The sequence below is a fragment of the Kineococcus lubricus genome (assembly GCF_050871965.1).
In the GTDB taxonomy this organism is placed as follows: Bacteria; Actinomycetota; Actinomycetes; order Actinomycetales; family Kineococcaceae; genus Kineococcus.
This window is the reverse complement of sequence record NZ_JBJLSK010000028.1, coordinates 15,298-38,653: the sequence shown is the minus strand read 5'-3', so window position 1 is coordinate 38,653 and position 23,356 is coordinate 15,298. Positions and strand designations below refer to the sequence as shown.

Annotated in this window: 22 protein-coding genes and 2 tRNA genes; 10 read left to right on the top strand and 14 right to left on the bottom strand. The window is 75.7% G+C overall.

Going from position 1 to position 23,356, the window contains the following annotated elements:
- The first annotated feature begins 147 nt into the window (after window positions 1-147).
- On the top strand, window positions 148-573 hold the full coding sequence (locus ACRYRX_RS18320; protein ID WP_432514143.1) for a hypothetical protein: 426 nt from the start codon (window positions 148-150) through the stop codon (window positions 571-573).
- A 32-nt stretch (window positions 574-605) separates the two neighbouring features.
- Window positions 606-1,253: a hypothetical protein gene (locus tag ACRYRX_RS18315; protein ID WP_432514140.1), complete on the top strand. Its 648-nt coding sequence runs from the start codon at window positions 606-608 to the stop codon at window positions 1,251-1,253.
- A gap of 131 nt (window positions 1,254-1,384) precedes the next feature.
- On the opposite strand, the gene efeB is transcribed toward ACRYRX_RS18315, so the two are convergent.
- From efeB to efeU, 3 genes are read right to left on the bottom strand one after another with little or no spacing between them, the layout of a single operon-like run.
- Entirely contained in the window at window positions 1,385-2,626 is a 1,242-nt protein-coding gene (efeB, locus tag ACRYRX_RS18310) for an iron uptake transporter deferrochelatase/peroxidase subunit (RefSeq protein ID WP_432514161.1), read from the bottom strand.
- A 19-nt stretch (window positions 2,627-2,645) separates the two neighbouring features.
- Entirely contained in the window at window positions 2,646-3,803 is a 1,158-nt protein-coding gene (gene efeO / locus ACRYRX_RS18305; protein ID WP_432514137.1) for an iron uptake system protein EfeO, read from the bottom strand.
- Window positions 3,804-3,833: 30 nt separating this feature from the next.
- Window positions 3,834-4,664, bottom strand: coding sequence for an iron uptake transporter permease EfeU (gene efeU, locus ACRYRX_RS18300; protein WP_432514135.1), 831 nt, complete (start codon window positions 4,662-4,664; stop codon window positions 3,834-3,836).
- 209 nt (window positions 4,665-4,873) lie between these two features.
- On the opposite strand from efeU, the gene ilvA reads away from it, so the two are divergent.
- The 3 genes from ilvA to ACRYRX_RS18285 all read left to right on the top strand — a co-directional run bounded on the left by ilvA (window position 4,874) and on the right by ACRYRX_RS18285 (window position 6,849).
- On the top strand, window positions 4,874-6,181 hold the full coding sequence (ilvA, locus tag ACRYRX_RS18295; RefSeq protein ID WP_432514132.1) for a threonine ammonia-lyase IlvA: 1,308 nt from the start codon (window positions 4,874-4,876) through the stop codon (window positions 6,179-6,181).
- Between the two features lie 66 nt (window positions 6,182-6,247).
- A complete protein-coding gene (locus tag ACRYRX_RS18290) occupies window positions 6,248-6,514 on the top strand; it encodes a thioredoxin family protein (RefSeq protein WP_432514130.1) in 267 nt (88 codons plus the stop codon).
- A gap of 119 nt (window positions 6,515-6,633) precedes the next feature.
- Window positions 6,634-6,849, top strand: coding sequence for a hypothetical protein (locus tag ACRYRX_RS18285; protein ID WP_432514128.1), 216 nt, complete (start codon window positions 6,634-6,636; stop codon window positions 6,847-6,849).
- A gap of 10 nt (window positions 6,850-6,859) precedes the next feature.
- Here the strand turns inward: ACRYRX_RS18285 and ACRYRX_RS18280 are convergent.
- The 6 genes from ACRYRX_RS18280 to dnaG form a co-directional block, all read right to left on the bottom strand.
- Window positions 6,860-6,933: transfer RNA gene (locus ACRYRX_RS18280), tRNA-Ile, on the bottom strand.
- 30 nt (window positions 6,934-6,963) lie between these two features.
- On the bottom strand, window positions 6,964-8,592 hold the full coding sequence (locus ACRYRX_RS18275; RefSeq protein WP_432514127.1) for a polyketide antibiotic transporter: 1,629 nt from the start codon (window positions 8,590-8,592) through the stop codon (window positions 6,964-6,966).
- Window positions 8,589-9,584: an ABC transporter ATP-binding protein gene (locus tag ACRYRX_RS18270; RefSeq protein ID WP_432514125.1), complete on the bottom strand. Its 996-nt coding sequence runs from the start codon at window positions 9,582-9,584 to the stop codon at window positions 8,589-8,591. The genes ACRYRX_RS18275 and ACRYRX_RS18270 overlap by 4 nt, the downstream gene beginning before the upstream one ends.
- Window positions 9,585-9,700: 116 nt before the next feature.
- Entirely contained in the window at window positions 9,701-11,140 is a 1,440-nt protein-coding gene (locus ACRYRX_RS18265) for a TrkH family potassium uptake protein (protein WP_432514122.1), read from the bottom strand.
- Window positions 11,141-11,303: 163 nt separating this feature from the next.
- Window positions 11,304-11,376 (bottom strand) — tRNA-Asn (locus ACRYRX_RS18260).
- Window positions 11,377-11,476: 100 nt separating this feature from the next.
- Window positions 11,477-13,348 carry a DNA primase gene (dnaG, locus tag ACRYRX_RS18255; protein ID WP_432514121.1) on the bottom strand — a complete coding sequence of 624 codons (1,872 nt, stop codon included), beginning with the start codon at window positions 13,346-13,348 and terminating at the stop codon, window positions 11,477-11,479.
- 51 nt (window positions 13,349-13,399) lie between these two features.
- Between dnaG and ACRYRX_RS18250 the strand changes: the two genes are divergently transcribed.
- From ACRYRX_RS18250 to ACRYRX_RS18235, 4 genes are all read left to right on the top strand, one after another.
- A complete protein-coding gene (locus tag ACRYRX_RS18250; RefSeq protein WP_432514119.1) occupies window positions 13,400-14,719 on the top strand; it encodes an O-acetylhomoserine aminocarboxypropyltransferase/cysteine synthase family protein in 1,320 nt (439 codons plus the stop codon).
- A 47-nt stretch (window positions 14,720-14,766) separates the two neighbouring features.
- Window positions 14,767-15,288, top strand: coding sequence for a CoA-binding protein (locus ACRYRX_RS18245; protein WP_432514159.1), 522 nt, complete (start codon window positions 14,767-14,769; stop codon window positions 15,286-15,288).
- 85 nt (window positions 15,289-15,373) lie between these two features.
- Window positions 15,374-15,862, top strand: a complete 489-nt coding sequence (locus ACRYRX_RS18240) for a hypothetical protein (protein ID WP_432514116.1) — start codon at window positions 15,374-15,376, stop codon at window positions 15,860-15,862.
- Window positions 15,863-15,886: 24 nt separating this feature from the next.
- The gene (locus ACRYRX_RS18235) at window positions 15,887-16,546 is read left to right on the top strand and encodes a DUF4190 domain-containing protein (protein ID WP_432514114.1); all 660 of its coding nucleotides are present in this window, start codon (window positions 15,887-15,889) and stop codon (window positions 16,544-16,546) included.
- A gap of 18 nt (window positions 16,547-16,564) precedes the next feature.
- On the opposite strand, the gene ACRYRX_RS18230 is transcribed toward ACRYRX_RS18235, so the two are convergent.
- From ACRYRX_RS18230 to ACRYRX_RS18220, 3 genes are read right to left on the bottom strand one after another with little or no spacing between them, the layout of a single operon-like run.
- Window positions 16,565-17,818 (bottom strand): deoxyguanosinetriphosphate triphosphohydrolase, encoded by a 1,254-nt coding sequence (locus tag ACRYRX_RS18230; RefSeq protein WP_432514111.1) that lies wholly within the window; start codon window positions 17,816-17,818, stop codon window positions 16,565-16,567.
- Window positions 17,815-18,981 (bottom strand): tRNA dihydrouridine synthase DusB, encoded by a 1,167-nt coding sequence (gene dusB, locus ACRYRX_RS18225; RefSeq protein WP_432514109.1) that lies wholly within the window; start codon window positions 18,979-18,981, stop codon window positions 17,815-17,817. The genes ACRYRX_RS18230 and dusB overlap by 4 nt, the downstream gene beginning before the upstream one ends.
- A complete protein-coding gene (locus ACRYRX_RS18220) occupies window positions 18,978-19,400 on the bottom strand; it encodes a universal stress protein (RefSeq protein WP_432514108.1) in 423 nt (140 codons plus the stop codon). The genes dusB and ACRYRX_RS18220 overlap by 4 nt, the downstream gene beginning before the upstream one ends.
- A gap of 123 nt (window positions 19,401-19,523) precedes the next feature.
- Here ACRYRX_RS18220 and ACRYRX_RS18215 point away from each other — a divergent pair, with 123 nt between their 5' ends.
- Window positions 19,524-20,528, top strand: coding sequence for a LacI family DNA-binding transcriptional regulator (locus tag ACRYRX_RS18215; protein ID WP_432514107.1), 1,005 nt, complete (start codon window positions 19,524-19,526; stop codon window positions 20,526-20,528).
- A 10-nt stretch (window positions 20,529-20,538) separates the two neighbouring features.
- Here ACRYRX_RS18215 and ACRYRX_RS18210 read toward each other — a convergent pair whose 3' ends face one another.
- Together ACRYRX_RS18210 and ACRYRX_RS18205 are read right to left on the bottom strand one after the other, a co-directional pair.
- Window positions 20,539-21,735 carry a benzoate/H(+) symporter BenE family transporter gene (locus ACRYRX_RS18210; protein WP_432514105.1) on the bottom strand — a complete coding sequence of 399 codons (1,197 nt, stop codon included), beginning with the start codon at window positions 21,733-21,735 and terminating at the stop codon, window positions 20,539-20,541.
- A 143-nt stretch (window positions 21,736-21,878) separates the two neighbouring features.
- The gene (locus ACRYRX_RS18205; RefSeq protein WP_432514103.1) at window positions 21,879-23,261 is read right to left on the bottom strand and encodes a glycine--tRNA ligase; all 1,383 of its coding nucleotides are present in this window, start codon (window positions 23,259-23,261) and stop codon (window positions 21,879-21,881) included.
- Window positions 23,262-23,356 lie beyond the last annotated feature (95 nt).

The window sequence follows — 23,356 nt, the reverse complement described above, 5'->3', positions numbered from 1 at the left end:
CACCGCACCGTCGCGGGCGCTCAAGTCGGCGCCCGCTCCCGCCGATGGACCCACGGTCCCCCGCCCGCCGCAGCGGTGCCGGGGCACCAGCAGCACGCGCACGCGGCGGTCGCCGGACCGCCGCGCCACGACCGGAAGGGGCTCCCCGTGGACGACCAGACCAGCCGGGCCGCGGGCCGCGGCGCCGTCGGCGAGGTCTCCGAGGTGATCCGGCCGGCCGCCATCGTCCCCGAGGAGGCGGCCCGGTCCGTCCTCGTCGAGCTCGCGCTGCGCGACGTGCAGAACGGCGGTGTCTGGCAGGCCGGACCGTCGCTGTGGAGCCGCTACGACCGCCCGTGGCACGGGGCGGACAACGTCGCGGGGGCCGAGCTCATCGGCCGCGTCCACGTCGCCTACGGCACCCCGACGAAGTACGAGATCACCATCTACCGCGTGACCGTCACCCTCTTCGGCAGCCAGCTCGGCTGGACCGTGGAGTCGCTGTGCGACGAGGCCCTGGGCCACGGCGGCCTGCGGCTGCGGGACTGCCCGCGGGCGGCGCTGGCCGTCCCGCCGCCGCCCTTCCGCGGCTGACCGCGCCGGCGGCGGGTGACACCATCGTCCCCGTGCCCGAACCCGTCCCCCCGTCGCGCCGCCACCACCGCCCGGCCCTGCCGGGGGACCAGGCGATCGTCTCCCTCGCGGGGGGCGTCGACCCCTCGGCCGTGCAGGAGGCCGCGCACGCCGCGGCCAGCGCCCTGGTCCACGGCGCCCGCTCCGCGCAGGACGCGGAGGTGACGCGCCGCGTGGTCCGCCTGGCCCAGGACGAGGGCCTGGAGGTCATCGCGGACCTGTGGGCCGACGCGCCCGCCGACTCCCTCGCCGGCGCCCTGTGGCGGCTGTACGTGCTGCGGACGTGGGTGCACCGGCAGCCGGTGGCCGTCTCGCGGCAGTACGCCGAGGGCCGTCGGCACGCCCCCGTCCTGGAGGTCGTCGCGGGTGTCGCCGACCCGCCCGGCCCGCAGGAGGTCGCCTCCGTCGTCGACGCCGTCCTCACCGGCGTCGCCGAGGGCGACTTCGCCGTCACGCTGGAACGGGCCGCCGCGTTCTGCCGCGTCCTGGCGATCGGCCGCGCCCACCACGCCGACTCCAGCTGGATCGCGCCGGAGGACGACGCGGGGGCCGCGCTGACCCGGTCCGCCGCCCGGCTGGTCCGGACGGCCGAGCAGCTCGAGCACGTCGCCGTCCGGTGGCGCGCCGGTGAGCTGGGGTGACGCGCCGGGTTGGGCCCGCCGAGGGGGCCTCGTTACAATGGGGGTGCGTCGGGCCGCGGTAGCCCCGGGTCCCAATGAAAGCCGCTACGAGCGGCCGTGCGCCGTGAGGCGCTTCCCGGTCCGGCGCACCTTCAGCTGAACAGCCCCTCGCCCCAGGCGCCGCCCCGCTCGATGCCGGGCGGGCAGGCGAACAACCCCGAGCCGGTGTGCTTGAGGTACTCCGTCAGCGCGTCGTGCGCCCCCAGCCTGCGCTGGACGGGGACGAACTGCCGGTGGGGGTCGTTGCCGAACACGATGAAGAACAGCCCGGCGTCGAGCTGTCCCGTCGCGGGGTCGAGGCCGTCGGTGTACGAGTAGCCGCGCCGCAGCATCCTCACCCCGCCGTTGGTCTCCGGCGCCGCGAGGCGCACGTGCGCGGCGACGTCGATGGCGGGCTCGCCGTCCACGGTCTTCGCGAGGTCGAGGGCGTCGAACTCCCGCGTCCCCGACAGCGGGGCGCCGGACTCCTTGGCCCGGCCGATGACCCGTTCCTGCTCCCCCAGCGAGGCCCGGTCCCAGGCCTCGATGAGCATGCGGATGCGACGGGCCACGAGGTACGTCCCGCCGCGCATCCAGTCCTGGTCGGCGGCGGGCGCGCCCCGGCCGCCGACCCAGACGTGCTCGTCGAGGTCGGCGGTGTCCTCGGCCCGCAGGTTGGCGGTGCCGTCCTTGAACCCCATGAGGTTGCGCGGGGTGGACTGGGCCGTCGAGGTCGTCGACGTGCGCCCGAACCCCAGCTGCATCCACCGCACGCGCACGGTGCCGCGCCCGATGCGGACGAGGTTGCGCACGGCGTGGAAGGCGACCTGCGGGTCGTCGGCGCAGGCCTGCAGGCACAGGTCACCGCCCACCTTCGTCGGGTCGAGCTGCTCACCCGGCAGCGCCGGCAGCTCCTCCAGGGCGGCGGGCCTGCGGTCGGCCAGGCCGAACCGGGAGTCGAACAGCGACGGGCCGTACCCCAGGGTCACGGTGAGGTTGGCGGCCGGCAGCTCGTGCGCCTCGCCGGTGTCCTGCGGCGGCTCGTCGGTCGCGCCGCCCAGGCCCCCCGGCCCGCCGACGGGGACGCCCGTCGTCATGGTCGCGGCCGCGGCGCTCCACCGCTGGAGCACGTCGGCGAGGTCACCGGCGCGTCGCGTCGTGACGTCGAGGGCCGCGAAGACCAGGGAGTCCTGGGCCGGGGTCGTGATCCCGGCCTGCCGGGCCCCGTGGAAGGGGACGGTCCGCGGGACCGGGGCACCGCCGTCGCGGCCGGCGAAGGCGCTCAGGCCCGCGCCGACGCCGGCCGCACCGGCGACCGCGGCGCCGGTCAGCAGGCCCCGGCGGGAGGGGCGCAGGACGCTCACGGGGCCCCGATCAGCGGTTCGCGGCGCCGACGACCTTGCCGGACACCTGCGAGAGCGGTTCGGCGAGGGCGTCGACGGCGGTGGCGAGGTCCTTGACCTGGTCCGGGGTCAGCTCGGTGTACGCGGCGTACCCGTCACCGCGCCGGTACGGCTGCAGGGCGGTGGTGACGTCGTCGAAGCGGCCCCGGATGGTGGTGACCAGGTCGGCGTCGGTGACCTGCAGCGCCGGGGTCAGCAGGTCGAACGCCGTGCGCGAGCCCTCGACGTTGGCCGCGAAGTCCAGCAGGTCGAGGTGGGAGTACGCCTCCTCCTCCCCGGTGACCTTGGAGCTGGCGACCTCGTCGAGCAGGGCGGAGGCCCCGTTGGCCAGGTCGGCCGGCTGGTACGCGGTGGTCTGGACGAGGGTGTTCAGCTCGGCGACGTCGGCGACGAGCTGCTGCGCGACGGGGGCCACCCCCTCGGTCGTGCCCCCCTCCCACAGCGCCTGCTCGATGCGGTGGAAGCCGGTCCAGGTCGCGGGGTCGGCGACGTCGGCGATGCGGACGTCGATGCGCGGGTCGAGGTCGCCGAAGCTCTCGGCGACCGGCTCGATGCGCTCGTACGGGACGCGCGCGGGGCCGTAGAGCTCCCGGGCCCGGGCGACGTCCCCGGCCTCGACGGCGGCGGCGAAGGCGCCCGTGGCGGTGACGAGGTCGGCGACCTGCTGCTGCACGTAGTCCTGGTAGCCGGAGGTGGCGGCGGCGAACAGCGGGTCGGCGGTGCTCGCGGGGGCCGACCCGGTGACGGTGAACGGCGAGGTCTCGGTCGCGGCGTTGGGGCACTGCAGCGTGTAGTCGCCCGCCTCGAGCTGGAGGGAGAACGTGCCGGTCAGCCCGGGGGTGAGGTTCTCCCGCTCGCCGACGATGCGGCCGCCGGAGTTGACCAGCTCGGCCTCGGTCACGGCGCTCGCCCCGGAGTTCACGATCTCGAACGACGCCGGGCCGGCCGGCACGGAGTTCGGCTCGGCCGTGCAGCCGTCGTCGGTGAGGGTGACGCGGACGGCCCCGTCGGCGCCGCCGGAGGTGCCGCCGGAGGTGTCGCCGGCGGCGGTGGACCCGCCGCTGCAGGCGACGAGCAGCAGGAGGGGCGCGGTGGCGAGCGCCAGGAGGGGACGGGACGTCCGGATCACGGGAGGGCCTCTCGGGGTGCGGGGAGCGGGTCAGGCGGGGACGCGGCGCGGTGCGGTGCGCTGCGCCCGGGGCCGCAGGACGACGACGAGCATGGGGACGAGGTAGACGGACCAGCCGACGAGCTCGGCGACCGTGGGCCGCGGCTGCCAGCCGAGGACGCCGGTGAACAGCGCGGAGCGGACGGTGCCGGGGGTGACGACGGCGCTGAGGTCGAGGGCGCGCTGCTGGCCGGCGAGCAGCCAGCCGGCCTCGTAGGCGGTGTGCGCGGCGGACATCACCAGGCCCGCCGCCACGAGCACGAGCACGACGCCGGTGACGCGGAACAGCCGGCCGAGGTCGATGCGGACGCCGCCGCGGTAGACCAGGTGGCCCAGGACGACGGCGAGCGCGATCCCCAGCGAGGCGCCGACGGCGCCCTGGGCGTTGCTGCCGGAGGCCTGGTAGGTGGCGAGCAGGAAGACCGACGTCTCCAGCCCCTCGCGCAGGACGGCGAGGAAGGCCATGGCGACCAGGGCCCACGACGACCCGCGCGCCAGGGCCGACGACGCGGAGGACTCCAGGTCGGCGCGCATCGTGCGGGCGTGCCGGGTCGTCCACACGACCATCCACGTCACCATCGCGACCGCGACGAGCGCGAGGACGGTCTCGAGCTGCTCCTGCTGGCGCTGGGGCAGGGAGCGGGTCGCGGCCTGCAGCACCACGGCCACGCCGAGGCACAGGACCGCGGCGGCGGCGACCCCGGCCCACACGGACCGCAACGCCCGGCGCTCACCGCGCTGGACGAGGAAGGCCGAGACGATGCCGACGATGAGCGAGGCTTCGAGACCTTCCCGCAGACCGATGACGAACGTCGCGAGCACGGGGGTCTCCTGGGGTCGGGATCGGCTCACGAGGTGAGGTGAGCCTCGCCGAGGATAGGACTCCCTCACCTCACCGGATCGCTCCACGGGGCCGGATGTGGTGCAGTTCACACGGGTAGCGGGAACCCGGTACCGGGTCCCGCGTTGAGTCGTCGCCGTGGGGGACCCCTGGTCGCCAGCACCCCGTCGGCACGGGCAGGATCGTGCCCATGTCGCTCGACGCCGCGCCGCCCACCGCCGCCCCGCCGACCACCGCGGGGGCGCTCCCGATCGCCGACGACGTCGAGGCCGCCGCCGCCCGCCTGGCCCCGGTGGTCACCCGCACCCCGCTGGCCACCAGCAGCCGCTGGTCGGCCGAGCTTGACGCCCACGTGCGGGTCAAGCGCGAGGACCTGCAGGTCGTGCGCTCCTACAAGCTGCGCGGGGCGTACAACCTCGTCTCCCAGCTCGACGCCGGGCAGCGGGCCCGCGGGGTCGTCACCGCCAGCGCGGGCAACCACGCGCAGGGGCTGGCGTACGCGTGCGCGGCGCTGCGCGTGCAGGGCCGGATCTACGTCCCGCGCACGACCCCGCGCCAGAAGCGCGACCGGATCGCGGCCCTGGGCCAGGAGTTCGTCGAGACGATCGTCCTGGGCGACACCTACGACGAGGCCGCCGCCGCGGCCGCCGACGATGCCGCGCGCACCGGCGCCACGATGGTCCCGGCCTTCGACGACGCCCGGACGCTGGCCGGGCAGGGCACCGTGGCCGTCGAGGTCGTGGAGCAGCTGGCCGCCCTCGGGGAGGACCCGCCGGACGTCCTGGTCGTGCCGGTCGGCGGCGGCGGCCTGCTCGCCGGGGTCCTGACCTGGGTCCGGGAGCGGCACCCGCGGGTGCGGGTCGTCGGCGTGGAACCGGAGGGCGCGCAGTCGATGGCCGCGGCGCTGGCCGCGGGGCACCCGGTGGAGCTGCCCGACCTCGACACGTTCGTAGACGGCGCGTCGGTGCGGCGGGTGGGCGCGGTGACGCACGCCGTCGTCGCCCAGCACCCCGTGGAGCTCGTCGCGGTGCCCGAGGGGGCGATCTGCGTCGAGATGCTCGCGATGTACCAGACCGACGGCATCATCGCCGAGCCCGCCGGGGCCCTGGCGACGGCCGCCCTCGCCGGGTACGTGCGGGTCGAGCCCGGCCAGAGCGTCGTGGCGGTCGTGTCCGGGGGGAACAACGACATCTCCCGCTACGCCGAGATCATCGAGCGCGCCCTGGTCCACGAGGGGCGCAAGCACTACTTCCTGGTGGAGTTCCCGCAGGAGCCGGGGGCCCTGCGCCGGTTCCTCGACGAGGTGCTCGGCCCGGACGACGACATCACGCTGTTCGAGTACGTCAAGCGCAGCAACCGGGAGTTCGGGCCCGCCCTGGTTGGGATCGAGATCCCGTCCCGGGACGACCTGCCGGGGCTGCTGGCCCGGATGGACGCCGCTCCCCCGTCGTTCGAGCGGATCTCGGCGACCGAGCCGCTATACCGCTACCTGCTGTGAGCTGACCGGGGGCGGGCCGGTCGGGGACGGCGGGAAGCTGCGCCGTCCCCCGGGCGTTCCACCCAGGTGATCGTCGAGCTGTACACGTCCGCGTTCTGCGCCCCGTGCCGCGCCGCCCGCCGCGTCGTCGGCGAGGCGGCCCGGCTCGTGCCCGCGGCCCGCGTCACCGAGCTCGACGTCGCCGACCACGTCGACCTCGCCGCGGCGCAGCGGATCACCAGCACCCCGACGGTCCTGGTCCGCGACGACCGCGGGCGCGAGGTGTTCCGGGCGGCCGGCGCACCGACCGTGCCGCAGGTCCTGGCGGCGCTGGGGCGGGCGCTGGAACCCTGAGGTCACCCGATCAGCGGCTGTCGTCACCGGCCCGCCGGCCCGACCTTCTAGTGGCCGCCGTCCGTGACCGACCACGACCGCCGCGGCCGGTCCCCGCTCCCAGGAAGGTCCCTCCCCGCATGGCTGCTCGTCCCTCGACCCAGGACCGGATCCCCGGCGTTCCCCGGCCCTCCGCCGAGGCCACGACCCTCGTGGTGGGCCCGTCCGACCGGCCGTTCGCGTTCCCGCGCGCCGCGCGGTCCTCCGCCGGCCCGGTGCCGCCCCGCGCCCTGCCCGGGAACACCTCGTCCCGGGGGCGCCTGCTGGAGCTGTTGCGGGTCAAGGCGTCCCACTGACCCGCGCCGGTGGGGCGGGTGGGGCTCGAACCCACGACCGAGGGATTATGAGTCCCCTGCTCTGACCGACTGAGCTACCGCCCCGCGGGCCGAGAGCTTACCGGCGCCCGGTGCTCAGCCCCGCAGGTCCCGGCGGTGCAGCCACCGGGTCCCGGCCAGCGTGAGCAGCGCCGCCACGAGGACCATCGCCGAGGCCGCCGGCCGGTCCACCGGGTGCAGCGGCACCAGCGCGGTGTGCGCGAACGGCGAGACCGCGTCCAGCCGCTCCAGGAGCCGGCCGGCGGCACCCTGCCCGCCGGTGCTCTGGCCGAGGGTGTGCAGCAGGAACCCCCCGGTGGCCGGCAGCGAGCCCACCGCCGCGACCGCCCGCACGCCCGCCCCGTGGGCCAGCACCGAGGCTCCCGCGCACAGCAGCACCACGGGCAGGGTGTTCCCCGTCCCGGCGAGCACCGCCGTCAGCGGGACCCGCTCCCCGGTGAGCCGGATCCCGCCCCAGGTGGCGAGGGCGGCCACCGCGAGCACGACCGCGGCCGCCGCGACGGTGACCGCGACCTCGGCCAGCAGCACCCGGCGCCGGGTCAGCGGCCCGGCCAGCAGCAGGGTCAGCGTCCCGTCGGCCTCCTGGGCGGCCAGCGCGGCCACCCGCACCGCGGCGAAGACGCCGACCGGGACGGCGAGCAGCGTGAACAGCGTCGCGGTGAAGCCCTCCAGCCGGGCCAGGTCGCCGAAACCGGCCCGCCCGGCCAGGGCGGCGACCTGGGCGTCGGAGGACAGGAAGTCCGTCGTGGTGCGCGCCAGCACGCCGACGAGCAGGAAGTACGCCCCGATCGCCACCGACCAGACCAGGGCCGGCCGCAGCGCGCGGCGCACCGCGAACGCCTCCACCGAGGTCAGCAGCCCCGTCCCCCCGGGCCGCCGGTCGCGGCGACCGACGAGCCCCTGCCCCACGTCCCGCCGTCCCGCGAGCGCCACCGCGGCGGCACCGACGGCCACCGCGGCCCCGGCCAGGAGGAGCAGCGGCCCGGCGCGGTCCGCGCCGTAGGGCTCGCTGAGCTCGAGGAGCCCGAAGGGTGAGACCCACCGCAGCGGACCCCGCGCCGGGCCGCTGTCGGCCAGGGCGCGCAGCGCCAGCCCCGCGCCGAGGGCCAGCACGGCCGCCTCCGAGGCCGCCGTCCGCGTCGGGAGCACCTGGGCGCACAGGGCGGCCACGGCGAGGGCGAGCAGTCCCAGCAGGCCCACCCCGGCCCCGTGCACCAGCGCCCCCCGCGCGGCGGTCCCCACCAGGGTCAGCACCGCGCTCACGGTGGCGCCGACGGCGACGGGGACGGCGGCCACCACCGCCAGCCGTCGGCGCAGCAGCTGTCGCGCGGTGACCGGTGCGGCCAGCAGCAGCGCGGCGTGGCCGCTCTCCTCCTGCCCGCGGGTCAGGCGGGTGGTCGTCAGCACCACCCAGGTCGCCAGCAGCACCGCGGTGACGGTTCCCACCCGCCACACGGTGAACGCCCCGGCGTCGGTCAGGTCGCCCGGTCGCCCGAACAGGACCTCGACGGCGGGGTTGCCCGCGATCGCGGCCAGACCGGCCACCGCCGCGGGGTCGGACAGGACGCGGTCGTGGGCGGTGGCCACGAGCGCCGACACCGCGGCGGTCGCGGCGAGGACCGTCAGCGCGCCGCGGCGGGTCTGGCGCCACGTCAGGGACGCCACCGCCCTCGCCGCGGGGGCGGACGGGACGGCGAGCCTCACCGCAGGCTCCCGGACGTGCCGGCGGCACCGTCGCGGGTGCCCGGCGCGCAGCGTTCGGGCTCCCCCGCGCCGTAGTGGTCCAGGAAGACCTCCTCCAGCGAGGGTTCGTGCACGCTCAGCGCGCTGACCCCGGCCCCGGCCAGGGCCGCGAGCGCGGCACCGGGGGGACCGCTGACGGTGAACCGGACCCGTCCCGGCGCCCGCGGGCCCACCGGGTCGGCCGTCTCCAGCACGCTCACGCCCGGCAGCCCGGCCAGCCGGGGAGCGGGGCCGGTGAAGGTGGCGCTGACCTCGGTGCGGTGCAGGCCCCGCAGCCGGGACAGCGGTCCGGCCTCGACCAGCCGGCCGGCGCGCACGATCCCGACCTCGTCGCAGACCGCCTCGACCTCGTCGAGCCGGTGCGAGCTGAGCAGCACCGTCTGGCCGCGGTCCCGGGCGCAGGTCACCGCCCGGTGGAACTCCCGCTCCACCAGCGGGTCCAGGCCGCTGGTCGGCTCGTCCAGCACCAGCACCAGCAGCGGGGCGCGGGTCGCGAACGCGGCGACCAGGGCCACCTTCTGCCGGTTGCCGGTGGAGTAGGTGCGCGCCCGCTTCGAGGGGTCCAGGGCGAAGCGCTCGACGAGCTCGGCGCGGTAGGCCTCGTCGGTGCCGGGGCCGGTGGCGGCCAGCAGGTGCAGGACCTGCGCCCCGCTCAGGTGCGGCCACAGGGCCACGTCGGCGGGGACGTGGGCCAGCTGCCGGTGCGCCCGGACGACGTCGGCGGCGTCGACGCCGAAGACCTCGGCGCGTCCGCTGCTGGGACGGGCCAGGCCGAGCAGCATCCGGATCGTGGTCGACTTGCCCGCCCCGTTGGGGCCGAGCAGGCCGAAGACCGTGCCGGGACGGATCCGCAGGTCGAGGTCCTGCACGGCCCAGGTCCGGCCGTAGCGCTTGCCCAGGCCCACGGTGCGCACGGCGCAGGGGTCGGTCGGGCGGGTCGTCGGGCTGGTCATCGGCTGCCTCCGGGTCGGAGCTGGACGCGGCCACGGCAGATCGCGCCGCCGACCAGGCTTCCCGGCACACCGGTGATCACCGTACGCCCCGGCCGGCACCGCCGGAAGAGGTCGCCTCAGCCGACGATGGTGCGCTCCTCCGGCAGCTGGTACAGCCGCGGTCTGCTGCGCAGCGCCAGGGCCGCGGCCAGGGTGATCGTGCCGGTGCGGCCGATGAACATCAGCGCCACCAGCACCAGCTGGTGCGCGGCCGGCAGCTGCGCGGTGATGCCGGTGGACAACCCGACCGTGGCGAAGGCGGAGACCACCTCGTACAGGACCTGGTCGAGGGTGAACGGCGTGGTCAGGGCGAACAGCACCGAGGGGAGCACCACCGCGGCCACCCCCAGCAGCGCCACGCTCAGGGCCTGCCGCTGCAGCCCCCGGGGCAGGCTGCGGCCGAACGCGGTGACGGCGTCGTCCCCGCGGGCCTCGGAGACGATCACCAGCAGCAGCACCAGGAACGTGGTGACCTTCACCCCGCCGGCGGTCCCGGCGCTGCCGCCGCCGATGAACATCAGCACGTCCGTGCCCAGCCAGGTCCCGGTGTTCATCTGCGCGACGTCGACGCTGTTGAACCCCGCGGTGCGGGGCATGACGCCCTGGAAGAACCCGGCGAGCAGCTTGCCGGGGACGCTGAGGCGGCCCAGGGTGCCCGGGTTGCCCCACTCCGCGGCCAGCACGAACGCCGGGCCCAGGACGAGCAGCGCCGACGTGCCCAGCACCGTGAGCTTGGTGTGCAGGCTCCAGCGGCGCGGTTCGCGCAGGTGGCGGCGCAGCTCGAACAGCACCGGGAAACCGAGTCCGCCGAGGACGACGGCGGCGCACAGCGGCAGGCAGATCCACGGGTCGGTGGCGAAGCCGACGACGTTGTCGCTGTAGAGCGCGAACCCGGCGTTGTTGAACGCCGAGACCGCGTGGAACACCCCCAGCCACACCGCTCTCGGCAGCGGCTCGCCGTAGCCGAGGGCGAAGCGGGCCGCCAGCAGCGCGGCGGTGACGCCCTCGACGACGAGGCTGGTGCGCGCCACCCCGAGCAGGATGGTGCGCACGTCGCCCAGCCCGAGGGTCTTGGTCTCCGCCTGGGCCACCAGCTGCTGGCGCAGCCCGAGCCGGCGGGTGACCAGCACCCCCAGCAGCGAGGCCAGGGCCATGATGCCGAAGCCGCCGGCCTGGATGAGCACCGCGATGACGACCTGGCCGAAGCCGGACCAGTACACGGGGGTGTCCACGACGATCAGCCCGGTCACGCACAGCGCCGACGTCGCCGTGAACAGCGCCTCCAGCGCCGTGGCGGCCCCCGGCCCGCGGTGGGCGACGGGCAGCACCAGCAGCAGCGTGCCGAGGACGACTCCGACCGCGAACCCGGCGATCGTCAGCTGCGCCGGGTGCGGGGTGCGGGTCCGGCGCCCGCCCGGGCGCGAACGCCGAGGTGGGCGTCCGGGTGCGTCGTGGGAGGGGTCGGGCTGCGGGGACCGGTCCGGCTGTTCTCGTCCGGCCGGTGGGGAGCTGCTCATCGCCGCCCAGGATCCCCCGCCACGCGCCGCGGCGGGCGGCGCCGGGTCCTCCGACGCGCCGTCTTGACGCGTCCTTGACGCACCGCCCGGTGCGCGCGAGGGCGGGGACGTGGGCTGAGACGACGAGAGGGACGCACCGTCCGGTGCGTCCCTCTCGACCTTGCTCCCGCAGTTGGACTCGAACCAACAACCTGCCGGTTAACAGCCGGCTGCTCTGCCAATTGAGCTATGCGGGACCACTCCGCGTCCCGGCGGTGAACCCGCCGTGACGACTGTCCAACCGTACCAGCCCCTCGGACCGCTCCGTGCACACCCGTCCCCCGCCCGGGAGCCCGCTCAGCCCCCGCCGTGCGCCCGTTCCTGCCACGTCCGGCGCGCGGCCTCCAGCCGGAACAGCTCCGCCGAGGCGGCCTGGTACTCCTGCGGCTGCGCCGCGGGGTCCAGCCGCTGCAGGGTGCGCCGGGCCTCGGCGACGGCCCGGGTGGCGGACTGGCCGGCGAGGGCGGCCACCAGGGAACGCCCCCAGCGCTCCAGCTCGTCCTCGCTGGAGACCGGCAGGTCCGCCGCGGCGAGCTCGTCGACCAGCGCGGCCACCGGCCCGTCGGCGTACTCCAGGACCGAGGCCAGCCACGCCGGCCCGGCCGGCGCCTGCGAGGGCCCGCCGGCGGCCACGACGGCGTCGTGGACGGCCCGGTGCCCCGGTGCGCCGAACGCGTCGGCCTCCAGCGCGTCGAAGACGTCCGCGACCGACCACGGCGCCTGCAGCGCGCAGGACAGGACCCGGCGCTCCAGCTGCGCCACCGGGTCGTTCAGGTCCACCGCGGGCCGCTGCGGCGCCGGCGGCGGGGTCTGCTGCGGGCGGGACCCGCCCGAGGCCCGGCGCACGCGGTCCAGCACGAACCGCTCGTCGAGGAACCCGGTCCAGCGGTCCAGGTTGATCGCGTAGCGCTGCTGCAGACCGCGGTCGCGGATGGCCGCCACGATCGGGGCGGCCGCGTCCAGCGCCGCCAGCCGGCCCCCCTCGGAGTCCAGGTCGAACCTCTCGATGGTGGAGCGGATCGCGAACTCGAACAGCGGGACCCGGCCGTCGACCAGCTGCGCCACGGCCGTCTCCCCCGCCGCCAGCCGCAGGTCGCACGGGTCCTGGCCGTTCGGGGCGACCGCCACGTACGTCTGCGCGCTGAAGCGCTGGTCCAGCTCGTACGCCTTCATCGCGGCCTTCTGCCCCGCCGCGTCGCCGTCGAAGGTGAACACGACCTCGGCGGAGGCGTCGGCCTCGCCCAGCATGCGCTGCACGATCCGCGCGTGGTCCTCCCCGAACGCCGTCCCGCACGTCGCGACGGCCGTCCCCACCCCCGACAGGTGGCAGGCCATGACGTCGGTGTAGCCCTCCACGACGACGACCCGCTTGGTGCGGGAGATCTCCCGCTTGGCCAGGTCCAGGCCGTACAGGGCCTGCGACTTCTTGTAGACCGGCGTCTCGGGCGAGTTGAGGTACTTGGCCTCGATGCGGTCGTCGTCGAACAACCGGCGCGCACCGAAGGCCACGGTGTGCCCGCTGACGTCGCGGATCGGCCACACCAGCCGGCCGCGGAACCGGTCGTACAGGCCGCGCTGGGACTGCCCCGCCAGCCCCGAGGTGACGAGGTCCTCCTCGCCGAACCCCTTGGCCCGCAGCTGCCGCAGCAGCGCGTCCCCGGTGTTCGGGGCGAAACCCACCCCGAACCGGGCGGCGTCCTCGCGGCTGAAACCCCGCGCGGCGAGGAAGCCGCGGGCGGTCTCGGCCGGGCCCGGCGCCTCCAGCTGGCGGGCGTAGAACTCCTCGGCGACCGAGTGCATCTCCAGCAGCCGCTGGCGCTGCCCGGCGTTGGACGCCGGCCGCTGCGCCGCGCGGCCGCCGTCGTCGACGTACCGCAGCTGCACCCCGGCGCGCTGGGCCAGGCGCTCGACGGCGTCGGCGAACCCGAGGCCGTCGATCTTCATGACGAACTCGATGGCGTCGCCGGACTCCCCGCAGCCGAAGCAGCGCCAGCGGCCCGTCGCGGGCCGGACGGTGAAGCTGGGGGTGCGCTCGTCGTGGAAGGGGCACAGCCCCTTGAAGGAGCCCACGCCGCCGGAGCGGAGGGTGACCTGCTCGCCGACGACCTCGTCGAGCCGCACCCGTTCCTTGACCGTCAGGAGATCGTCTGGATGGATGCGCCCGGCCACGCAGGGAGTGTAGGCGCCCGGCGCGTCCGGCCCGGGTGGCAGGATCGCCCCGTGAGCAGCGAGCAGAGCAGCACCGCGGGCGACGACAGGGCCTGGGGCTTCCGCACCCGCGCCGTGCACGCCGGGGCGGTCCCCGAGCCGACCACGGGCGCCCGCGCGGTCCCGATCTTCCAGACGACCAGCTTCGTCTTCGAGGACGCCGCCGACGCCGCGAACCTCTTCGCGCTGCAGAAGTACGGCAACATCTACTCGCGCATCTCCAACCCCACCGTCGCCGCCCTCGAGGAGCGGATGGCCTCCCTGGAGGGCGGGCTGGGGGCGCTGGCCTGCGCCAGCGGCCAGGCCGCGGAGTTCCTGACCTTCGCCGCGCTCGCCGGCGCCGGCGACCACGTCGTCGCCTCCAACAACCTCTACGGCGGGACCGTCACCCAGCTCGACGTGACGCTGCGCCGCTTCGGCGTCGACACGGTGTTCGTCGACCCCGAGCCGGAGGCGGTGCGCGCCGCGATCACCGAGAAGACCCGGTTCGTGTTCACCGAGCTCGTCGCGAACCCCTCGACCGTGATCGCCGACGTGCGCGTCCTGGCCGACGTCGCCCACGAGGCGGGCATCCCGCTGGTCGTGGACGCCACCACCGCCACCCCCTACCTGTGCCGGCCCATCGAGCACGGCGCGGACGTCGTCATCCACTCCGCGACGAAGTTCCTCGGCGGTCACGGCACCACCCTCGGCGGCGTCGTGGTCGACGCCGGGACCTTCCCCTGGGACAACGGCAGGTTCCCGTCGATGACCGAGCCCGTCGCCTCCTACGGCGGGCTGTCGTGGTGGGGGAACTTCGCCGAGTACGGGTTCCTGACCAAGCTGCGCAGCGAGCAGCTGCGCGACATCGGCGCCACGCTGTCCCCGCACTCGGCGTTCCTGCTGCTCATGGGGATCGAGACGCTGCCCCAGCGGATGCGCGAGCACGTCGCGAACGCCCAGCGCGTCGCCGCCTGGCTGGAGGCCGACGAGCGGGTGTCCTGGGTGCGGTACTCCGGGCTGCCCTCGCACCCCCACCACGCCCGCGCCCAGCAGTACCTGCCCGAGGGCCCCGGGGCGGTGTTCTCCTTCGGCGTCGTCGGCGGACGCGCTGCGGGGGAACGGTTCATCAACAGCGTCCAGCTCTGCTCGCACCTGGCGAACATCGGCGACGCCCGGACCCTGGTGCTGCACCCGGCCTCCACGACGCACCAGCAGCTGTCCGCCGACCAGCTGCGGGCGGCCGGGGTCCCGGCCGACCTGATCCGCATCAGCGTGGGCCTGGAGGACGTCGAGGACGTCCTGTGGGACCTCGACCAGGCCCTCACCGCGGCCGTGGAGGAGAACTCGTGACCGAGCAGAACATCTCCGACGTCGGCACCGTCGCGGCGCCGCAGAACCTGCGGGAGCAGCCCGCGGCGACCGGCGCGAAGGACGCCCCCGCCACGTCGTGGCGCGGGCCCTCGGCCGCCGAGCGGCTGCGCATCCTGCGCCGGACGCGGACCGTCGCGATCCTGGGGGCGTCGGCCAAACCCTCGCGGGCCTCCTACTTCGTCGAGACGTACCTGCTGGCCGACTCCGACTTCGAGCTGTGGTTCGTCAACCCGAACGAGACCGAGATCCTCGGCCGCCCCTGCTACCCGTCGCTGGCCGAGCTGCCCGGGGTCCCCGACCTCGTCGACGTGTTCCGCCGCCCCAGCGAACTGGGGGCCGTCCTCGACGACGTCATCGCCGTGGGGTCGCCGGTGATGTGGATGCAGCTGGGGCTGGCCGACGAGGCCGTGGCCCGCCGCGGGGCGGAGAACGGCGTGACCGTCGTCATGAACCGCTGCCTGAAGATCGAGCACGCCCGGTTCCACGGCGGTCTGCACCTGGCCGGTTTCGACACCGGCGTCATCTCGGCCCGGCGCCGCGCGCGCTGACGTCCGCGTCCCCCCAGGGGGTGCCCGTCCACAGGGCGGGCCCCGGCGTCGGGGTCGGGTGAGCGCGCGCTCCTAGCGTCGCGGCGTGACCCGCAGACTCCCCTGGGTGGCCGTCGGCGCCGCGGCGGCGCTCGGCGCGCAGACCCTCGTCCTCGTGGCCGGCGTCGCGCTGGCCGCCGTGGGCGACCGGCCCCCGCCGATGCAGCCGCCCGCCGCCCTGCGGCACGCGGCGGCCCCGCCGTGGGTGGCCGGCACCTGCCTGGTCGGCCGCGAGGCGGTCCCCTGCGCCCACGAGCACGACGCCGAGGTCGTCGCGGTGGTCGACCCGGGCCGGCAGGACGACGAGGAGCTGCGCCGCTGGCGCGCGAACGCGGTCTGCGCCCGGGAGGTCGTCGGCCGCGCGGTGGACGCCGCCGCGCCGTCGCTGACCCACGCCTCCACCTACCCCGACGACGAGCTGCAGCGCCGGGACGCGCGCGTGTGGTGCCTGCTGGTGGCCGGTGCCCGGACCGCGCTGACGGGGTCGCTGACCGCGGGCGACCTGGCGGTCCTGCCGCCGCCCCGGCTGGAGTGAGCGGTCGTCCGTAGAGTCGGGCGGGTGAGTTCCCAGCAGCCGGGCCCCGGACCCTCGCGGTCCACCGACGGGTTCTCGATCGCCGCGCTGGTCACCGGGATCGCCGGGACCGGTCCGGTCGCCTTCGCCCTCGGGGCGCTGGCGCTGCACCGCACGGCCTCCCGGCGCGCGCCCGGTCGCGGGTTCGCGGTCGCGGGGATGGTGCTGGGCGGCTTCTGGATGCTGGTGGCGTCGGTGGCCGTCGTGGCCGCGGTGGCCGCCGGGGTCGGCGGGGCGGGCCTGCTCGCCGGGCTGGGCGGCCCCCGCGGCGCGGTTCCCGTCGACGACCTGGTGGCCGGGGACTGCTTCGAGACCGGCGCCGACGACGGCCGGTCCGGCACCGTGGAGCAGGTCGACTGCGCGCGCGAGCACGACGGCGAGGTGCTGGAGGTCGTGGCCCTGCCCGAGGGCCCCTACCCGGGCCAGGCGTACCTGCAGGCCTGGTCGGAGGACCGCTGCGCGGCCGACGCGAACGAGGCCGTCGAGCGGGCCGGTCTGGTCCCGGAGGACTTCGAGTACGGGTACTACTACCCGCTGGAGGACAACTGGCGCGGCGGCAGCCGCCTGCTGCAGTGCACCGTCCACGGCTGGGACGGCCAGGGCGTGCGCGGCTCGGTGCTCGCGGGCGACGCCACCCTCGGCTGAGGCCGGCCCCCGCCCCGCTCAGCGCGTCAGGCGGGCGTGCCAGGCCTGCGCCGAGACGTCGGTGAGCGAGGCGATCTGGTCCACGACGACCCGCAGCCGGGCCGCGTCGTCCCCCGCCGCGGCGTGGTCCTCCCGGAAGGGCGGTTCGAGCACGTCGGGGCCGCCGGCGACGAGCGCGGCGAGCAGCTCGTGCAGCAGCTCGCGCTGGCGGGCGTAGAAGGGCTGCCGCTCCTGCGCGCTCATGACGAAGGTGGCCGCGACCCCCTTGAGGACGGCGACCTCCAGGGCCGTCCCGGCCGGGACGACGACGTCGGCGGCGTACCGGGTGAGCCGGCCGTCGCCGTACCGGGCCCGGGTCGCGTGCTCGGCGGCGTTGGCGAACCGGCCGATGAGCTGGGAGGTCATGTCCTTCAGCGCCGCCAGGTGGCGGCGGCCGCCGAAGACCTCCCCCGGTCGTTCGGCGGCCCAGTACCCCGAGGAGGACAGCCGGCGCAGCGCGTCGGTCACGGCCTCGTCGGTGGCCTCGGGCAGGTACCAGTCCCGCACCTGGGCGGCGACCCGGGCGCGGATCTCGGCCCGCTCGAGCCAGTCGAGCCGCACGTGCCCGGCGACGACCGCGTCCTCGACGTCGTGGACGGAGTAGGCGACGTCGTCGGCGAAGTCCATCACCTGCGCCTCCACGCAGGGGCGGTTCTCCGGGGCGCCGTCGCGCAGCCAGGCGAAGACGTCGGCGTCGTCGGCGTAGGCGCCGAACTTCGACGTCGCGCGCGGCGCCTTCCCGTGCAGCCACGGGTACTTGGTGGCGGCGTCGAGGCTGGCCCGGGTGAGGTTCAGCCCCACCGGCGACCCGTCCGCGGCGACCGACTTCGGTTCCAGGCGGGTGAGGATCCGCAGCGTCTGGGCGTTGCCCTCGAACCCGCCGATGCCGGCGGCCGCCTCGGCGAGCGCCCGTTCGCCGTTGTGCCCGAACGGCGGGTGCCCGAGGTCGTGGGCCAGGCAGGCGGTGTCGACGACGTCGGGGTCGCAGCCCAGGGCCGCGCCGAGCTCGCGGCCGACCTGCGCGACCTCCAGGGAGTGCGTGAGGCGGTTGCGGACGAAGTCGTCCGTGCCCGGCCCCACGACCTGCGTCTTGGCGGCCAGCCGGCGCAGCGCCGAGGAGTGCAGGACGCGGGCCCGGTCGCGCATGAACGCGCTGCGGCCGTGCGCCTTGGGGGGTTCGGTGGCCCAGCGCTCGGTGTCCTGGGGGCCGTAGCCGGCCGCGGAGCCGCTCATCCGCCGGACACCGACAGCTCGGCCTGGCGGATCATCTCGGCGGCCACGCCGGTCAGTTCCTGGCTGTCGAGCCAGCCCTCGGGCAGCGCGACCCGGGCCTGCGGGGAGCCGGCGCGACCGCGCGAGCCCTCGGCGGCCGCGCCGGGGTACGGCTGGTCGAGGTCGAGGTCGGCGATGAGCTCGTCGAGGGCGGCCAGGGTGTCGACGAGGCCGAGCTTGGCGCGCGTGTCGCCGCCGACGGCGTACCCCTTGAAGTACCAGGAGACGTGCTTGCGGATGTCGCGGCAGCCGCGCAGCTCGTCGTCGTAGAACGCGCACAGCAGCTCGGCGTGCCGGCGCAGCACCTCGGTGACCTGCCGCAGGCCGGGCCGCACCCGCTCGGGGCGGCCGGCGAACCCGGCTTCGAGGTCGGCGAACAGCCAGGGCCGGCCCAGGCAGCCGCGGCCGACGACGACGCCGTCGACCCCGGTGCGGCGCACCATCTCCAGCGCGTCCTCGGCGCTCCAGACGTCCCCGTTGCCCAGGACGGGGATCGTCGTGACGGTCTCCTTCAGCCGGGCGATGGCGTCCCAGTCGGCGGTGCCGGAGTAGTGCTGGGAGGCGGTGCGGCCGTGCAGCGCGACGGCGGCCGCGCCCTCCTGCTCGGCGGTCTTGCCGGCCTGCAGGTAGGTGAGGTGGTCGTCGTCGATGCCCTTGCGCATCTTGACGGTCAGCGGGATGCCGCCCTTGGACGCCTCGCGGACGGCGCCGCGGACGATGTCGCGGAACAGGCCGGCCTTCCACGGCAGGGCCGAGCCGCCGCCCTTGCGGGTGACCTTGGGGACGGGGCAGCCGAAGTTGAGGTCGACGTGGTCGGCGAGGTCCTCGGCGACGATCATCTCGACGGCCTTGGCGACGGTGAGGGGGTCGACGCCGTACAGCTGCAGGCTGCGGGGCGTCTCGTCGGCCTCGAAGGTGATGAGGCGCATCGTCTCGGGGGTGCGTTCGACGAGCGCGCGCGAGGTGATCATCTCGCTGACGTAGAAGCCCTGGCCCTGCTCGCGGCACAGGCGCCGGAAGGCGGAGTTGGTGATGCCGGCCATCGGCGCCAGGACGACCGGCGTCGGGGAGACGAGCGGTCCGATCCGCAGCGGCCGGGCGGCGGTCAGCGTGGGTGCACTCACGCACCCATTGTGACCGCCTCGGCGGGGGCCGGGCAGCCGGTGCCCTCGGGTTCGGGGACGGCCAGCACGGGGCAGGGGGCGTCGAGGACGACGAGGCGGGCCCGGCCGCCGAGCAGGTCGTCGACGCCGCGGCGGGGCAGGCCGACGACGAGGAGGGCGGCGTGCTCGCGCTCGGCGTGGTCGAGGAGGGCCTCGGTGAGGTCGGCCCCCTCGGGGGGCAGCCGGACGTCGAGGCCGGCGATCGCGGTGCGACAGCGCAGCAGCAGGCCGTCGGGCAGCGGGGCGGCGGCGATGACGGTGAGGGTGCCGCCGCGCAGGTGGGCCTGGGCCAGGGCTTCCAGCACGGCGTGCTCGTCGCCGGGTTCGTAGCCGACGACCACCTGCGGGTGCCGGCGGTGGGGGGACCTCGGATCGCGCATCTGCCGCTCCCTCGCGTCGATGGATCTCGTCGGTGGATCTGGTCGGGCCATGACACTAGGATCCGGACAAGCGCTTGCGCAAGCGCTTGTCCGGCGGTGTTGCCGGACCGTGACGCAGGTGGGGTGGAGGCTGCGACCGTGGTGACGATGGCCGACGTGGCACGCCTGGCGGGAGTGAACGCCTCCACCGTCTCGCACGTCCTCAACGGCACGCGGACCGTCAGCGACCCCACGCGCGAGGCCGTGCTCGCCGCGATCGCCCGGACCGGCTACCGGCAGAACGCCCTGGCCCGCTCCCTGGCCCGCTCCGCCACGACGACCCTCGGCCTGGCCAGCCGGTTCGTGTCCAACCCCCACTTCGCCGACCTGGTGACGTCCATCGAGTCCAGCGCGCGCCGCGCCGGCTACTCCCTCGTGCTGGCCGACACCCGCGACGACCCCGAGCAGGAGCTGCGGGCCGTCCACGAGCTCGCCGACCGCCGCGTCGACGGGGTGCTGCTGGCCCCCTCGGTGCACGCCGTCGACGGCGCGCTGCCGTTCCTGCGCCGGCACGGGGTCCCGACCGTCCTGCTCGACCGGTTCACCGACTCCGTGTTCGACCAGGTGGCGCCGGAGAACACCGAGGCCACCGCCGTGCTGACCGGTCACCTCGCCGACCTCGGCCACACCTCCCTCGCCTTCGTCGCCGGGCTCACCGGCCTGAGCTCGACCACCGAGCGCCTGGAGGGGTTCACCCGCGTCGTCACCGCCCGCGGCCTGTCGGGGGTCGTCCTGGACGGCGGCAGCGAGACCGAGGTGGCCGAGGCGGCCGTGCGCGCCGCGTTCGCCGGGCCCGGGCGCCCCAGCGCCGTGGTCGTGGGCAACAACTCGATGACGGTGGGGGCCCTGCGGGCGCTGCGGGCCCTGCGGCTGCGGGTCGGCACCGACGTGGCCCTCGTCTGCTACGACGACCCCGAGTGGGCCGACCTCGTCGACCCGCCCCTGACCGCGATCCACCAGGACGTCCCGGCGATGGCGACGCGCGCGGTGACGATGATCCTCGAACGGCTCCGTGACGACGCCCCGGCGGCCCCCCGCCGCGAGCGGATCCGGCCGACCTTCCGGCACCGGGCGTCCTGCGGCTGCTGAGCCCTCCCGGTCAGCCCCGGCCGGCGGCCACCGGTCGCGCCCGCAGCCAGCCGAAGACCAGCAGTCCCGCCACCAGCCCCCAGAACGCGCTGCCGACGCCCGCGAACGTCACCCCGGAGGCGACGACGGCGAAGGTCAGGCCCGCGGTGGGGCGGTGCGCGGCGTCGGCGAGCGCCGAGACGAGGCCGCCGACGAAGGAGTCGAGCAGGGCCAGCCCGGCCACGGCCTCGACCAGGACCGGGTCGGTGGTGCCGACGAGCCCGGCGATGGGCGCGGCGAGCAGCCCCAGCACGAGGTACCCCGCGCCCCCGGCGACGGCGGCGACCCAGCGGCGGCGGGGGTCCGGGGAGGCGTCGGGCCCGGCGATGATCCCCGCGGCCAGGGCGGAGAGGTTGACGGCGTGCCCGCCGAGGACGGCGGCGGCGGCGCTGCCGATCCCGGCGCCGACGAGGACGCGGCCGGTGGGGACGTCGCGGTAGCCCAGGGTGTGCAGGATCGTGAAACCGGGGATGTTCTGCCCGGCCATCGTGACGACGTACAGGGGGACGCCGAGGGAGACCAGGACGTACGGGTCGAGCTCGGGCAGCACGGGCACCAGCCGGGGCACCCAGTCCAGGGACGTCGACCCCGGCAGCCCCGCGACGGTGAACCCCAGCGCGGCGACCATCGCGACGGGGACCGCGAGCACCGGGCGGACCCGGCGCAGGACCAGCCACAGGAGGAGGACCACGAGCCCGGCGACGGGCTGGGCGCGCACGGCGGCCACCGGCGCCAGGCACAGCGGCAGCAGGACCCCGGCCAGCAGGGCCCCGGCGACGGGGGTCGGGACGCGCCGCACGAGCCGGGCCAGCGCGGGCCAGGCGCCGGTGACGACGACGAGCAGCGCGCACAGCAGGAAGGCCCCGATCGCGGCGCCGAAGGACCCGGTGCGGCCCTGGGCGGCGACGAGCAGCGCGGCACCGGGGGTGGACCACACGAAGGACAGCGGGGTCCCGGTGCGCCAGGACAGCAGCGCGGCGAGGGCGAACTGGGCCAGGCACAGCGCGAACAACCCCGACGCGGCCTGCGCGGGGGTGGCGCCGACGGCGGTCAGGCCGGCGAGGACGAGGACGAAGGAGGAGGCGAAACCGGTGACGGCGGCGATCGCCCCGGCCGCGACGGGCCGGGCCAGCCCGCGGTCGCGGCGGTGCTGGGGCGCCGGGGGCACCGCGTCACCGTCGCGCCCCGTCAGCGCCCCCGGCCGCGCACCCGTCCGCTCCCCCGCGTGATCACCCACCGCGCGAACCTACCGAACGACGCGCGGCCGCCCGTCCCCCCGCGAGGGGACGGGCGACCGCGGGCCGGTGGTGCTCAGGCGCCGAGCAGGCGCGACCCCAGCCACTGGGTGACCTGGGACAGCCCGACGCGTTCCTGCGCCATGGTGTCGCGCTCGCGGATCGTCACGGCCTGGTCCTCGAGGGTGTCGAAGTCGACGGTGATGCAGTACGGGGTGCCGACCTCGTCGTGGCGGCGGTAGCGGCGGCCGATGGCGCCGGCGTCGTCGAACTCGACGTTCCAGTGCTTGCGCAGCTCGGCGGCCAGGTCCTTCGCCTTGGGCGAGAGCTGCTCGTTGCGGGACAACGGGAACACCGCGGCCTTGACGGGGGCGAGGCGGTGGTCCAGGCGCAGCACGGTGCGCTTGTCGACACCGCCCTTGGTGTTCGGCGCCTCGTCCTCGGTGTAGGCGTCGACGAGGAACGCCATGAGCGAGCGGGTGAGGCCGGCCGCGGGCTCGATGACGTAGGGCACCCAGCGCTCGCCCTTGGTCTGGTCGAAGTAGGACAGGTCGACCCCGGACTCCTTGGAGTGGGTGGTGAGGTCGTAGTCGGTGCGGTTGGCGATGCCCTCGAGCTCGCCCCACTCCGAGCCCTGGAAACCGAAGCGGTACTCGATGTCGACGGTCCGCTTGGAGTAGTGCGACAGCTTCTCGGCGGCGTGCTCGTAGAAGCGCAGGTTGCCCGGGTCGATGCCCAGCCCGGTGTACCAGGACATGCGCTCGTCGAGCCAGTACTGGTGCCACTGCTCGTCGGTGCCGGGCTCGACGAAGAACTCCATCTCCATCTGCTCGAACTCGCGGGTGCGGAAGATGAAGTTGCCGGGGGTGATCTCGTTGCGGAAGCTCTTGCCGATCTGGCCGATGCCGAACGGCGGCTTCTTGCGGGCCGACCCCATGACGTTGGCGAAGTTCACGAAGATGCCCTGGGCGGTCTCGGGGCGCAGGTAGTGCAGCCCCTCCTCGTTGTCGACCGCACCGAGGTAGGTCTTCATGAGGCCGGAGAAGTCGCGCGGCTCGGTCCACTGGCCCCGGACGCCGGTGTCGGGGTCGGGCACGTCGGCCAGGCCGTTGACGGGCGGGTGCCCGTGCTTGGCCTCGTAGGCCTCCAGGAGGTGGTCGGCGCGGTAGCGCTTGTGCGTCTGCAGGGACTCCACCAGCGGGTCGGTGAAGACGGCGACGTGCCCGGAGGCCTCCCACACGCGGCGGGGCAGGATGACGGAGGAGTCCAGGCCGACGACGTCCTCGCGGGTGGAGACCATGGTGCGCCACCACTGGCGCTTGATGTTCTCCTTCAGCTCCACGCCGAGGGGGCCGTAGTCCCAGGCGGAGCGGGTCCCGCCGTAGATCTCCCCCGACGGGAACACGAACCCCCGCCGCTTGGCGAGGTTGATGACGGCGTCGAGGCGGGATGCGGCCACGCTGGGATCTCCTGTCCGGCTGGGTGTCGGCGGTGCGCCCGCGCAGGGTCGGCGGACGCGGGGACGAGGTTACGCGCTGAGCGAGCACCGGCGCC

What these genes read in the sequence shown, in the direction of transcription:
- ilvA (WP_432514132.1), top strand. Translation starts at nt 4,874, where the DNA reads ATGTCGCTCGACGCCGCGCCGCCCACCGCCGCCCCGCCGACCACCGCG.
- ACRYRX_RS18285 (WP_432514128.1), top strand. Translation starts at nt 6,634, where the DNA reads ATGGCTGCTCGTCCCTCGACCCAGGACCGGATCCCCGGCGTTCCCCGG.
- ACRYRX_RS18270 (WP_432514125.1), bottom strand. Translation starts at nt 9,584, where the DNA reads ATGACCAGCCCGACGACCCGCCCGACCGACCCCTGCGCCGTGCGCACC.
- ACRYRX_RS18265 (WP_432514122.1), bottom strand. Translation starts at nt 11,140, where the DNA reads ATGAGCAGCTCCCCACCGGCCGGACGAGAACAGCCGGACCGGTCCCCG.
- ACRYRX_RS18230 (WP_432514111.1), bottom strand. Translation starts at nt 17,818, where the DNA reads ATGAGCGGCTCCGCGGCCGGCTACGGCCCCCAGGACACCGAGCGCTGG.
- ACRYRX_RS18220 (WP_432514108.1), bottom strand. Translation starts at nt 19,400, where the DNA reads ATGCGCGATCCGAGGTCCCCCCACCGCCGGCACCCGCAGGTGGTCGTC.